This is a genomic window from Leucobacter sp. NPDC015123 (assembly GCF_043080205.1).
GTDB lineage: Bacteria > Actinomycetota > Actinomycetes > Actinomycetales > Microbacteriaceae > Leucobacter > Leucobacter aridicollis_A.
Map to the genome: position 1 here is coordinate 538,653 of NZ_JBIBVH010000001.1, position 12,590 is coordinate 551,242.

At 66.5% G+C, this 12,590-nt stretch carries 13 protein-coding genes; 7 read left to right on the forward strand and 6 right to left on the reverse strand.

The window, feature by feature from the left end; translation table 11 throughout:
• Positions 1–28: 28 nt before the first annotated feature.
• Positions 29–1,411, reverse strand: coding sequence for a PLP-dependent aminotransferase family protein (locus ACF07D_RS02435; RefSeq protein WP_391503743.1), 1,383 nt, complete (start codon positions 1,409–1,411; stop codon positions 29–31).
• Between ACF07D_RS02435 and ACF07D_RS02440 the strand changes: the two genes are divergently transcribed.
• Positions 1,410–1,955 (forward strand): GNAT family N-acetyltransferase, encoded by a 546-nt coding sequence (locus tag ACF07D_RS02440; protein ID WP_255809244.1) that lies wholly within the window; start codon positions 1,410–1,412, stop codon positions 1,953–1,955. The two genes, ACF07D_RS02435 and ACF07D_RS02440, sit on opposite strands and share 2 nt — an antisense overlap.
• A 24-nt stretch (positions 1,956–1,979) precedes the next feature.
• Here the strand turns inward: ACF07D_RS02440 and ACF07D_RS02445 are convergent, their stop codons facing one another.
• The gene (locus tag ACF07D_RS02445) at positions 1,980–2,564 is read right to left on the reverse strand and encodes a TetR/AcrR family transcriptional regulator (RefSeq protein WP_391503744.1); all 585 of its coding nucleotides are present in this window, start codon (positions 2,562–2,564) and stop codon (positions 1,980–1,982) included.
• A 142-nt stretch (positions 2,565–2,706) separates the two neighbouring features.
• On the opposite strand from ACF07D_RS02445, the gene pdhA reads away from it, so the two are divergent.
• Genes pdhA through ACF07D_RS02460 form a run of 3 tightly spaced genes read left to right on the forward strand, consistent with a single transcriptional unit; the run spans position 2,707 to position 6,183 of the window.
• A complete protein-coding gene (gene pdhA, locus ACF07D_RS02450; RefSeq protein WP_391503745.1) occupies positions 2,707–3,858 on the forward strand; it encodes a pyruvate dehydrogenase (acetyl-transferring) E1 component subunit alpha in 1,152 nt (383 codons plus the stop codon).
• Positions 3,855–4,856: an alpha-ketoacid dehydrogenase subunit beta gene (locus tag ACF07D_RS02455; RefSeq protein ID WP_391503746.1), complete on the forward strand. Its 1,002-nt coding sequence runs from the start codon at positions 3,855–3,857 to the stop codon at positions 4,854–4,856. The genes pdhA and ACF07D_RS02455 overlap by 4 nt, the downstream gene beginning before the upstream one ends.
• 13 nt (positions 4,857–4,869) lie before the next feature.
• Positions 4,870–6,183: a dihydrolipoamide acetyltransferase family protein gene (locus ACF07D_RS02460; protein WP_391503747.1), complete on the forward strand. Its 1,314-nt coding sequence runs from the start codon at positions 4,870–4,872 to the stop codon at positions 6,181–6,183.
• 37 nt (positions 6,184–6,220) lie between these two features.
• On the opposite strand, the gene ACF07D_RS02465 is transcribed toward ACF07D_RS02460, so the two are convergent.
• A complete protein-coding gene (locus ACF07D_RS02465; protein WP_391503748.1) occupies positions 6,221–6,631 on the reverse strand; it encodes a low molecular weight phosphatase family protein in 411 nt (136 codons plus the stop codon).
• Entirely contained in the window at positions 6,628–7,017 is a 390-nt protein-coding gene (locus ACF07D_RS02470; RefSeq protein ID WP_391503749.1) for an ArsR/SmtB family transcription factor, read from the reverse strand. Before ACF07D_RS02470 ends, ACF07D_RS02465 begins: the two co-directional genes overlap by 4 nt.
• Before the next feature lie 103 nt (positions 7,018–7,120).
• Between ACF07D_RS02470 and arsB the strand changes: the two genes are divergently transcribed.
• Positions 7,121–8,260 (forward strand): ACR3 family arsenite efflux transporter, encoded by a 1,140-nt coding sequence (gene arsB, locus ACF07D_RS02475; RefSeq protein WP_391503750.1) that lies wholly within the window; start codon positions 7,121–7,123, stop codon positions 8,258–8,260.
• Positions 8,257–9,549 (forward strand): FAD-dependent oxidoreductase, encoded by a 1,293-nt coding sequence (locus tag ACF07D_RS02480; RefSeq protein ID WP_255809240.1) that lies wholly within the window; start codon positions 8,257–8,259, stop codon positions 9,547–9,549. Before arsB ends, ACF07D_RS02480 begins: the two co-directional genes overlap by 4 nt.
• Positions 9,550–9,561: 12 nt before the next feature.
• Here ACF07D_RS02480 and ACF07D_RS02485 read toward each other — a convergent pair whose 3' ends face one another.
• A complete protein-coding gene (locus ACF07D_RS02485) occupies positions 9,562–10,236 on the reverse strand; it encodes a TetR/AcrR family transcriptional regulator (protein ID WP_162921180.1) in 675 nt (224 codons plus the stop codon).
• Between the two features lie 100 nt (positions 10,237–10,336).
• On the opposite strand from ACF07D_RS02485, the gene ACF07D_RS02490 reads away from it, so the two are divergent.
• Positions 10,337–11,755 (forward strand): MFS transporter, encoded by a 1,419-nt coding sequence (locus ACF07D_RS02490; RefSeq protein WP_391503751.1) that lies wholly within the window; start codon positions 10,337–10,339, stop codon positions 11,753–11,755.
• Positions 11,756–11,794: 39 nt separating this feature from the next.
• Here ACF07D_RS02490 and ACF07D_RS02495 read toward each other — a convergent pair whose 3' ends face one another.
• Positions 11,795–12,583 carry an ABC transporter ATP-binding protein gene (locus ACF07D_RS02495; RefSeq protein ID WP_119283201.1) on the reverse strand — a complete coding sequence of 263 codons (789 nt, stop codon included), beginning with the start codon at positions 12,581–12,583 and terminating at the stop codon, positions 11,795–11,797.
• Between the last annotated feature and the right edge of the window lie 7 nt (positions 12,584–12,590).

Consider the following 12,590-nt stretch of genomic DNA (forward strand, 5'->3'; position numbering starts at 1 on the left):
CAACCCGCTTGCGGCGGGGACAAACGGCTTAGGTCTCGAGCACCCGCGCCAACAACCGGGCCCCCTCGGCGGCCTGTGCTTCGGTCGCCGCGCCGAACGAGAAGCGCAGGTACTGCCCGGAGGGCTCGTTCACGAAGAAATGCCTTCCGTCGCCGACGAGCACCCCCGCGGCGTAGGCGTTCTCGGCAACCTCGCGGGAGCGCGCGAACTCCGGCAGCCTCCCCCACATGTGCAGTCCACCACGCGGGATCGACTGCAGTGTGACGTCAGGGAGGTAGGTGTGGATCGCCCGCACGAGCGCGTCTCGCCGCGCCGTGAGCTCGGCACTGAGTCGTCCCCGATGTCGCACCCACGCCTGCGAGGTGAGCAGGGCGTGGGTCACCTCCTGGGTGAGCGGTGAGACGCACAGATCTTCGGCGGCGCGCGCGCCCTGGAGTCGCTCCCCCGCTGGTCCGCGCGCGATCACGGCGCCGAGCCGCAGTCCGGGCGACACTGGCTTCGAGAGCGTCGTCACCGTCACGACGTGGCCGTTGGGATCGTCGACGAACACTGGCCGCGGGGCCTTCTCGTCGAGGTTGATATAGCGCGCCCAGTCATCCTCCACGACGAACGCGCCGTGCTTTGCGGCAAGCTCGATGAGCGCCGTGCGGCGTTCAGGGGCGAGCACCGCCCCGGTCGGGTTCGCGTACGTGGGCTGCACATAGACCACGCGGGCGCGGGTGCGCTCGAGTTCGTCGGCGAGCGCCTCGATCCGGATCCCGTGCGCGTCGGCGGGAACCGAGCTCACTGTCAGCCCGGCGCTCTGCGCTGCGAGGATAGCGCCGGGATAGCTCGGGCTTTCGGTGATGACGTGGCCGCCCGGCTCGCTGAGGGTTCGTAGCGCGTACGCGAGCCCCTGTTGGCCACCGGGAACGATGAGCACATCGCCTGGATCTGCCGTGTAGTCGGCGGCGATGACCCTGCGCAGATCTGGCGATCCCACGACGGGCGTCATCTGCCACGAGCGCGAGTGTTTTGCGACGCGGGCAGTTATCCGAGTGAGCTCACCGCCCGGCACGAGCTCGGGCGCGAGGTATCCCCAGGAGAGTGGCACGTGCTGCGGGGTCCCGTACCCACCGAGCCGTGAGGCGCGATCTGCGTCGACCCGGGCGGGCCCGAGCGCTTGGGTTTGCCACGAGTAGTCAGCCTCGCGGATGGGTTCGCGCCGCGCCACGAACGTTCCCCGGCCTGGCTCGGCGCGCACGAGCCCGAGCGCGCTGAGCTCGGCGAGCGCCTCGGAGATTGTGGCCGCGCTCGCCTTGAATCTGCTGGCGAGCTCCCGCACCCCTGGAAGCTTGTCTCCGGGTGACAAGTCGGCGATGTCGGCGCGGATCTGCGCTGCCACCGCCGAGCTTCTGTTATCCTTGGACATGAACCTAGTTAATAACGTTACTGATAATTCCGCAACACCGTTACTGTCAACCGCGGCGGCCGTCGCCTTCGCCGCTACCGCACCGGGCTTCGCCCCACCAACGGTCCGCCCGCTTGCGCCAGCCGACGAAACCCAGTGGCGCGCTCACTTCCGGGCATACCGCGAGTTCTACAGGCTCGCAGAGTCCGAAGAGGTCGTCTCGCGAGCCTGGGGATGGTTCATGGATCCGCGACACGAGTGCGATGCGCTCGTCGCAGAGGTCGACGGCGAGGTGCTTGGATTCGCCCACCACCGCCGGTTCTCGTCGCCCTACACAGGGACGACAAGCATCTTCCTCGACGACCTCTTCACCACGCCCGCCGCTCGCGGGAGGGGCGTGGGCCGCGCGCTCATTGGCAGGCTCACAGACATGGCTGCAGCCGAGGGGCGCGCGGGCGTCCAGTGGGTCACAGCCGAAGACAACCACCAGGCGCAGGCGCTCTACAACACGCTCGCAACTCGGGCGAGCTGGGTGACCTACGACGCGGCCCCGACGGGCAACTAGCCCCCGGCACGCATCAGCTGTTCCTCACTCACCTACTCGCAGTAGCGCGCGCGCCCGCTCAGCGTGCGCTCGCGCTACTGCCGGATCCGGCTCACTCTGAAGCCCCAGCAGCCTGCGCCTATGTGGCTCTCCGAGAAGCACCCCAAACAACGCCTCCGCCACGACTTCCCGTTCCGCCCGATCCCCTGGCAGGTGTTCTGCGAGCAGCGCGACGTAGCCACGCGGCCCGCTTTCGTAGAAGCCTGCCGCAAGGTCGGGAAATTGCGAGGCCTCGGCAATCATCAGCCTGTGCATTCCAACGGCGGCGTCGGAGAACAACACTTCGACTATGCGTGTCGCGGTATCGACGATATTGTCGCTCTGAACTTCGGCCGCCGCAGCGCGGAAACGCTCGATGACAGCGGTGAAGATGCCCGCCTTGTCGCCGAAGTATGAGTAGATCGTGCGTTTCGTCACCTGGGCGGCGAGCGCGACCTCGTCGATCGTTACCGCCCCATAGCCGCGCGAGATGAATGCCTGGAGCGCAGCGTCGAGGATGTGATCGCGCCGCGTCAGCCGCTCAGCCTCAGTCGGGCGCCCCCGTTTGCGCCGCTCGCCACTCGCGCTCATCTCGCACCCCTCTCGCGCAGCGCGTCCTCGCAGTCGCGAAGCTCGGCGCCGACCTCCATTCTATAATGATACGATTTCGTTTCATTAATATTGGGTCGCCACTGCACGTGGCGACAAGCGGAAGCTCGTGAGGAGTTCACACGTGGGAGCACAGCCACAAGCGAAGCCACAGACGAAACCACAGACGAGGCGAAATAGGGCGCCCCGGACACCGAAGGCAACGTCTTCTCCAGACCAGATAGCTGACACGATCGACGACGGCGCCCTCCTCAGCATGTACAGGGAGATGGTGCTGATTCGCCGGTTCGAAGAGCGCGCCGCGCGCGCCTATACGCAGGCAGAAATCGGAGGCTACTGCCACCTGAACCTCGGCGAGGAGGCAACCGTCGTCGGCGTCCTCGCCGCGATGGAACGCACAGACTACCTGTTCACCAACTATCGCGAACACGGATACGCACTCAGCAAAGGCATCGATCCTGGCCGCATCATGGCGGAGCTCTACGGCCGCTCCGGTGGAGTCTCGAAAGGCTGGGGCGGGTCAATGCACCTGTTCGATGTCGAAGCGAGGCTGCTCGGCGGCTACGGCATTGTTGGTGGCCAGCTTCCGCTCGCCACGGGTGCTGCGCTTGCAATCGATTATCGCGGCGGTCGCGAGGCAGTCGTCTGCATTATGGGAGACGGCACCACGAATATCGGCGCGTTTCACGAGTCACTCAACCTTGCAGCAATCTGGCGGCTGCCCGTCGTGTTCGTCGTCGTGAACAACGGCCTGGGCATGGGAACAACCGTCGAGGAGTCATCGGGCGAACCAGAGCTCTACAAGCGCGCCGCGTCATATCGGATGCCTGCGGAGCGGGTCGACGGCACCGACCCGCTCGCCGTCCGCTACGCGATGCAGCGCGCACTTTCGAGCGCGCGGTCAGGCACGCCGTTCCTCCTTGAAGCCGTGAGCGAGCGACTAAAGGGGCATTCGGTCGTCGACCCTGCCAAGTACCGCGGCGCCGAGAAGACAAAGTCCCTCGCCGCGAGCGACCCGATCACACTGTTCGCTGAGCACCTCACCGCCCGTGGACTGCTCGACGAAGCCTCGGTGGCTGAGATCGACGAAGGCGCGAGGGCCCGCGTGCAGGCAGCGGTTCAGTTCGCGGAGGCAAGCCCGCACCCGAGCGTTGACACGCTCTTCGACTACACCTACGCAACTCCGGTTGCGAACGATTCCCGCAGGCTGCCGGGTCAGCCGCTCTTCGCCCCCGCCCCCGTCCCGCCAATGCCCCTGATCGGAGCCGCCTCATGAGCACCCAGACAATGACCTACCGCCAGGCGTTGCACGACACGCTTCGGGCCGAGATGCTCCGAGACCCCGAGGTGATGCTGATCGGCGAAGAAATCGGCGTGTTCGAGGGCTCGTACAAGATCACCGCCGGAATGCTCGAGGAGTTCGGCCCGAAGCGAGTCCGCGACACCCCGATCGCAGAGGAGGGCTTCACAGGCGCCGCAATCGGGGCCGCAATGCTTGGACTTCGGCCCGTCGTCGAGATCATGACGATCAACTTCTCGCTGCTCGCGCTCGATCAGATCGTCAACCACGCGGCGAAGATTTACGGGATGTTCGGCGGGCAGGCGCGCGTCCCGCTCGTCATCCGTACTCCGGGCGGTGGTGGACAACAACTGGGTGCAACCCATTCGCAGAACATCGAGCTGTTCTACGCGTTCGTTCCCGGCATGAAGGTCGTCGCACCGTCGAGCCCCGCAGACGCCAAGGCGCTGCTGCTCGCCGCAATCCGAGATGACGATCCGGTGCTCTTTCTCGAAAACCTCGCGCTCTACAACACACGGGGAGAGGTTCCAGACGATGACACCCCGGCAGAAATCGGTCGGGCGAAGGTCACGAGGCGCGGGAGCGACATCACAGTTGTCGCCTACTCGCGGATGGCTGCCGTTGCACTCGAAGTCGCCGAGCTCCTCGCCGAGACCGACGGAATCGACGTCGAAGTCGTCGACCTGCGAAGCCTCAGGCCGCTTGACCGCGACACGATCATCGACTCAGTCAAGCGCACTAACTGCGCGGTCGTACTCGAAGACGATTGGCTCACCTACGGCATCGGCGCAGAGATCGCGGCAACGATCTCCGACGGCGCTTTCGACTGGCTCGACGCCCCAGTTCGCCGGGTCGCGATGGCTGAGGTGCCATTGCCGTACTCCAAGCCGCTCGAGACAGCGGCACTCCCCCAAGCAACCGATGCCATCACCGCGATCCGCGAGACGCTCGCGGCTGTCGCCGGCCGTGCATAGAAAGGCAGCACACATGATCGACATTCTCATGCCCCGCCTGAGTGACACTATGACCGAGGGCACCATCGCGACCTGGCTGAAACGGCCAGGCGACCGCGTCGAAGTCGGCGACATCCTCGTCGAGATCGAAACCGACAAGGCGCTGATGGAGCAGGAGGCCTACGAGGCGGGCGTTCTCAGCAGCATTCTTGTGCAGGTGGGTGAGCAGGCACGCATTGGGGAGCCAATCGCGAGACTCGACGACGGGCGCGGCGCGGCCCCCGGTCAGGATCCGGAAAGCGTGCTGGCGGAGGCACCGATGCGCACCTCGGGGTCCGCCGCGCCGGCCCCCGAATCGGCTCCCGCACCCGCGCCTGAATCTGCACCTGTACCCGCTCCAATACCCGTCGCCGCTCCCGTCCCCGCCGAGCCTGTGGCCCCTACCCCGCTTCGATCAGCTGAGGGCACGCGGCAGGTCATTTCGCCGCTCGTGAGGCGACTCGTGAGAGAACGTGGGATCGACCTCGCAGGTGTGGTCGGGAGCGGGCCTGGCGGAAGGATCGTTCGCGCTGACATCGAGGGCGCGCCAGCTGGGGCGCCCGCTGGGGCCGGTTCACCGTTGCCGGTGCCCGCGACGAGCGCGATGCAGTACTCAACAGTGGTTCCCTTCGACGCGACCCGTGCGGTGATCGCGCGCAGGCTGAGCGCGAGTAGTTCTGAGGCGCCGCACTTCGCGGTGACCGCGGTCGCCGATGTGACCGAGCTCATCACGCTGCGGGCGACACTCAACGAGCGGCTCGTCGCCGCTGACAGGCCAAAGCTCAGCGTCACCGACATGATTGTTCGAGCCTGCGCGCTCGCTTTACGCGAGGCACCGGGGGTGAACGCCTCGTATTCCGACGAGGGGCGTGGCGCGACGGTCATGCACGAGCGCGTGCACGTTGGGCTCGCTGTCGCCGCAGGCTCGGGGCTCGTCGTGCCTGTGATCCGTGACGCGGATCGGCTGCCGACCTCGGCGATCGCCGCAGCAACGTCAGCGCTCTCCACGCGGGCGCGCGACGGCAAGCTCACACCCGACGAGATGACTGGGGGCACGTTCACGATCAGCAACCTCGGCATGTACGGTGTCGAGCAGTTCACCGCTGTGATCAACCCGCCGGAAGCAGCGATCCTCGCGGTGGGATCCGCGGTATCTGAGCCCGCGGTCGTCGACGGGGCGATCGTTGCGCGAGACCGACTCCGCTATACCCTGTCGGCAGACCACCGCATCATCGATGGCGCGCTCGCCGCGCAGTTCCTCCGCGTGCTCACTGGGTTCCTTGAGAACCCTGTCGCGATCGTGGCGTAGCACCGCTGTGGGGCGCACGCCTGGCGCCCCACAGCACTCAGCGTGAGAGCGTCTCGAGGAGGGCCCGCACGCGCTGTTCAATGTCGTCACACACGAGTTCCATCCGCTCGCGCCCGTCGATGCCGCGGGTGCTCGGCTCGTCTGTGTGCCAGGTTTCAACTCGCACGCCCGCAACAGGCGCTACGTTCGCTTCGGCGCCGAGCACTACGACGAGACCTGCCCTGCGCATGGCGTCGTCGGTGAGCAGCGTCGGCACCTCGCTCCCAATCTCAATGCCGCGATCACGCAGCACCTCGGCGGCGAGCGCATTGACAGCGTTTCCCGGCGCCGTGCCAGCAGAGTCGACGCGCACCTTGCCATCCGAGAGCGCTCGCATCAGCCCTGCGGCGATCTGAGACTTGCCACCGTTCTTGACGCACACGAAGAGCACCCCGGGAGCCTCGCTCATACGCCAGCTCCTGTCTCGTCTGACTGCAACACCGCTCCGAAGAGCCGCTGCAGGGCGCCAGGCACGGGTGAGAAGTACGCCCAGACTCCTCGCTTCTCGCGGTGTAGCAGCCCGGCTTCAACGAGCACTCGGAGATGATGCGAGACCGTGGGCTGTGTCAGACCGAGCGGGCCGGGCAGGTCGCAGACGCAGACCTCTGATTCGGGGGACTCAGTGACGATCGCGAGAATCCGCAGTCGGGTTGGATCGGCAATCGCTTTGAAGCCTGCGGCAAGTTGGGTGAAGTCTTGGCTTTCGGCCGAGGCGTTGCCTGTGCCCTCCGCCGGGCAGCACGACTCGCCTTGAGTGTCGAGGCCGCTGATTGCGTGCTCGTGTCGTTCTGCCATGTGTGTGACCCCTCGGCACTAGAGATTGACAACCATCTATATCCCAGAGCATACTCGGAGCTGCACATATCGACAACCATCTATGTTTCACTTCAGGAGCCACATGCCCGAGCAGGCCGCCGTCCAACACAAGGCTCGCGCCACCCTCAACACGACCAACAAGTTGCTACCGGTGTGGATTCTGCTTGCGGTCGCCGCTGGCATCCTTCTCGGACAGGTTGCGCCAGGACTCGGCCCGGCCTTGGAGTCGATGCACGTCGCAGGCGTGTCGATTCCTATCGCGATTGGGCTCCTCGTCATGATGTACCCAGTTCTCGCAAAGGTCAGGTACACGGAGACAACCAACGTGCTCACCGACAAGAGACTCCTCGTACTCTCACTCGTGCTGAACTGGCTTGTCGCTCCCGCGTTCATGTTCGTGCTTGCCTGGGTCTTCCTCGCAGACCAGCCTGAGTACCGCACGGGACTCATCATTGTTGGGCTCGCGCGCTGCATCGCCATGGTGCTCATCTGGAACGACCTCGCCTGCGGAGACAGCGAGGCCGCCGCGGTGCTCGTTGCAATCAATTCGGTGTTTCAACTCGTCGCATTCGGCGCACTCGGCTGGTTCTACCTGCAGGTGTTGCCAGGCTGGCTCGGGCTCGCTACCACCCAGGTCGACTTCTCGCTCGCGTCGATCACGCTGTCGGTGCTTGTCTTTCTCGGACTGCCACTTGTCGCCGGAGTCGCGACGAGGTTCGCGGCCGAGCGCACTCGCGGACGGGCCTGGTACGAGCAGTCGTTCCTGCCGAAGCTCGCCCCGTGGGCGCTCTACGGGCTCCTCTTCACGATCGTGGCGCTCTTTGCCTTGCAGGGCGACCGCATCGTCGCGCAGCCGATCGAAGTGGCGCGAATCGCTGTCCCGCTGCTCGTCTACTTCACCGTAATGTTCTTCGTCAGCATGGCGATTGGCCGCGTCGCCGGCCTCGGCTACGAGCGCACCACTGCCTTGGCGTTCACCGCGGCAGGCAACAACTTTGAGCTCGCGATCGCTGTCGCCATCGGCACGTTTGGGGCCGCAAGCGGCCAGGCCCTCGCGGGAATCGTCGGCCCGCTCATCGAGGTACCGATCCTCATCGGGCTCGTGTACGTCGCTCTCTGGGCACGAAGATTCTTCGCGCCATCCGCAACCCAGCTCCATCAAGACAGGACGTGGGCTCCACACCCCGCGCCGCACGCTTCCCAGAAAGGCACCACCTCATGAGCACCAAGCTTCCTATTGCGATCCTCGGTGCGGGCCCAATCGGGCTCGCAGCCGCAGCTCACCTCGCCGAGCGAAATCAACAGTTCGTGATACTCGAGGCCGGGAACTCTGTTGGCGCGGCAATGGAGTCGTGGAACCACGTGCAGCTGTTCTCGACGTGGCAATACAACATCGATGGCGCCGCGCGGCGGCTGCTCGAGTCGCGAAACGACCCCGGCGCGGCACCCTGGGAGCAGCCGCGCCCGACCCAGTTGCCGACAGGTCGCGAACTCATCGACGCGTACCTTGCACCGCTCGCCGCACACCCTGCAATCGCGCCCCACCTCAGGCTCCAACGTCGCGTCACCGCGGTCACTCGAACAACACCCACCGGGGGATCTTTCGATAAGACCCGAACGACAGCTCGCGGCACGCAGCCGTTCCTCATACGGTTTGCGACGGCCACCGGTGAGCACGAACTCACCGCGCGGGCAGTGATCGACGCGACCGGAATCTGGAACTCGCCGAACCCTGTCGGGAGATCAGGTATTCACGCAATTGGCGAGACCACCGCACGGGAGCAGGCACTCATCACCTCGCCGCTGCCAGACCCGCTCGGAGCCGAGCGGTCGCAGTTTGCGGGCAAGCGGGTGCTCGTCTTGGGATCGGGCCATTCGGCGGCGACAACCCTCATCGCCCTCGGCAGGCTTCGGCAGCAAGACCCGGCGACTGAAATCCTGTGGGGCATCCGCGGCGCAGCCGATCCGGGTCGCCTGTTTGGGGGTGAAGCGGCCGACGAGCTGCCCGCGCGGGGGCAGCTCGGGGCGAGCCTTCGCCGGCTCGTGGAGTCAGGCAACGTGACGCTCCTTGAGGGTGTCTCGGTGAGCGAGCTTCGCGTCGAGTCCGATGCGACTCCGCATCGCCTCACAGTCGTGTCAGCAGACGGGCGAACCCTGGAGGTCGACTTCCTCGTACCGGCAACAGGATTTCGCCCCGATCACCGCATCACAGCTGAGCTTCGCCTCGCCCTTGACGACGCCACCGAAGCGCCAGTAGCGCTTGGGCCGCTCATCGCTCCCGAGTTTCACAGCTGCGGAACAGTCCCCGCGCACGGCGCAACCGCACTCGCCCACCCAGAGAAACACTTCTACACTGTCGGGGCGAAGAGCTACGGACGCGCACCGACGTTTCTGCTCGCGACAGGCTATGAGCAGGTGAGGTCGGTCACCGCCGAGTTAAGTGGCGACGGAGAGGCCGCTCGCCAAGTCACGCTCTCGCTCCCACAGACAGGCGTCTGCAGCGCTGGGTAGCGCCCTTCTCCCCTACTCGCGCTCGTCGGTGTTGTTGAGGCTGACCCAGTCTTCCCAGCTTGCTGGCTTGCCGCTCGGCTCGTCGCCGCTCTGCGCGTATGCGCGGAGCCCGGCGAGCACGTAGTCGAGCTGCCGCAAATGAATGAGGTTGGCGCGGTCCCGTGGCACAGTGAGTGCCGGGCGCAGGTGCGTGACGGTGAGCATCAGGTCGCCGGGACCGTAGCTCGCTGGCACGAGCCCGCGGGCGACGTCGTGGGCGATGATCGCGGAGAGCGCGACCTCGAGCCTGTCCGAGAGCGCGTCGATCTCGTCGTTGCTGCCGACCTGCCGCCCAAGGAGGGGCATGAGCGGGCCCCTGGCCTCTGCGATGTGGCGCCTGAGGAAAAGTTCGACGGCTGACTCGGGCTGGCCTGGCGCACCAGCTTGACGCGCGCAGTCTTCGGCGAGCTCGCAGATCAGGTCGAGCGCGTACACGCGGATTGCGTTGACGAGCTCGGTCTTGCTCGGGTAGCGCCGGTAGATGCTCGCGACACCTGTATTCGCCCGAGCGGCGACCTCCGACATCGGGGCGCTCCAACCCCACTCGCTGAACACTTCGCGGGCGGCTCGGAGGATCGCGCCGTCGTTGCTTTGCGCCTCGCGGGCGCGGCCGCGCAGGGGCCCAGCTTCGGGTTCGTGTGACGTCACTCTTCCACGGTACCGGTGTTTGCCATAGACTTCTATCGGAACGGAGCATTCCGCTCCGAAAAATCAGGGCGTCGCTGCCCGAAGTGAAAGTCGAGCAGCCGTGTCTCATACCGCCCAAACGCCAACCCCCGCCCAGGCCGATTCCCCCACCGCGGTGCGCGGACCGCGCGGCCTCGTGTTCGCGCTCGCCATCGGCGTCCTGAGCTTCTCGATGATGCAGACGCTGCTCGTCCCAGCGATCCCGACATTCATGTCTGAGTTCGGTATTGACGCCTCGCTGGCCGGTTGGATCCTCACCAGCTACCTCCTGTGCGGGGCGGTCGCCGCCCCGATCCTCGGCTCGCTCGGCGACAGGTACGGACACCGACGCATCCTGCTCGCTACGCTCGGCACGTTCGTCTTAGGGGGCGTGCTCGCCGCGCTCGCTCCGTCACTGCCCGTGCTGCTCGCCGGGCGAGTGCTCCAGGGCGCGAGCACCGCAACGTTCCCGCTCGCCCTCGCGATCGTGAGACGCCACACCGCAGGCGCAGCGCAGCGGAGCGCGACAGGCTGGCTCAGCGGCACGATGGGGCTCGGCGCTGGCGCGGCACTCGTCGTCGGCGGCGTCATCGTCGAATCGCTCTCGTGGCACTGGCTCTTTGCGACCGGCGCCGCAATGGGAATAGTGTCGATCGCGCTCACCGCACTCTTCGTGCCAGCCTCGCAGCGCGGCAAGACGGCCCGCACCGACTGGCCCGGCACCGCGCTGCTCACTGTCGGGCTCCTCGCCCTACTGCTCGCAATCTCCCAGGGAGGCAGCTGGGGCTGGGGGTCGCCTGCGGTGCTCGGACTCGCTGCCCTCGCAGTCGCCGCCTTCACGGCCCTCGTGCTCATCGAGCGCCGCACCGCCTCGCCCCTCATCGACGTGCGCACGCTCGCACGGCCGGCGCTCGCGATCACGAACGGCCTGACCCTGTTCCTGGGGTTCATCCCGTACCTGTTCTACGTCGGGCTCCCGGTGCTGCTGCAGGCCAGCCCCAGTGCTGGGTTCGGCCAAGGCTTCACTGTCACACAGACGGGTATCGCGCTCCTGCCCGGCGCGATCCTCGTCTTCCTCGGCGGGCGCTTCGCGCCGTGGCTCATCGGCCGCACAAGCTCGAAACTCACCGCGCTCATCGCGCTCCTGGTGATGGGCGTCGGTAGCCTCGGCATCGCCCTCGCACCGCAGAGCCTGCCCGTGATTGTCGCGTTCTTCGCGCTCGTCGGACTCGGCAACGGCATCGGTTTCGCCGTCGTCTCCGACCTCGTCGCGAGTCTCGCCCCGCGCGCAGAGATCGCCGCCGCGCTTGGGGTGAATGGCGTGCTGCGCACTGTCGGTTCAGCACTCGGAGCGCCGATCTCAACTTCGGTGCTCACTGGCATCGCCGTCACTGCGGCTGGCGCGAGCACACTCGGCTCGTTCACTGCACTGTTCGTGATCGGCGCAGTTGTGAGCGGCGCGGGTGCGCTCTTCGCGCTCGCGCTCCCCGCGCAACGCTGAAACGAGCCCCCGCCTGGCGGCGGCCGCCTCGAGGACTCGCTACGCCCGCCGACCCCCGAGCGGCAGCACGAGCGGTGTCCCCGAGACGGGATCTGTAATCACCTGACACGGCAGGTCGTAGACCTGCTCGACGATGCGCTCGGTGATGATCTCGCGCGGCTCGCCCTGCGCCACGATCTCGCCGTCACGCATCGCAACCAGGTGGGTCGCGTACCTGGCGGCGTGATTCAAGTCGTGCAGCACGGCGACGAGGGTGGTGCCGCCGCGATGCAGCTCGGCAAACAGCTCCATAAGGTCGATCTGGTGAGCGATGTCGAGAAAGGTTGTCGGCTCGTCGAGCAGCAGGTGCCCGGTCTGCTGCGCGAGCGCCATCGCCACCCAGACCCGCTGACGCTGACCGCCCGACAGTTCGTCGACGAGCCGTGCCGAGAGTTCGGTCACGTTGGTCGCCGCCATCGCGCCCGACACGGCAGCCTCGTCGGCGCTGCTCCAGGTTCGCAGCGCGTTCTGGTGTGGGAACCTGCCGCGGGCAACAAGGTCTGCGACAGTGATTCCGTCTGGCGCGAGCGACGACTGCGGGAGCAGGCCGAGCCGCTTCGCGACATCCTTTGACTTCTGCCTGTGCAGCTCAGCCCCGTCGAGCAACACGCTGCCGCGGGCGGGCCGGAGCAGACGAGCGAGCCCGCGCAACAGCGTCGACTTGCCGCAGGCGTTGGGCCCGATAATGATCGAGAACGAGTCGTCGGGCACTTCGAGGGTGAGCCCCGAGATGACGGGGCTATCGCTGTACCCGAGAGATACGTCGCGCGCTACGAGCGAGGCAGGCATTGGAGAG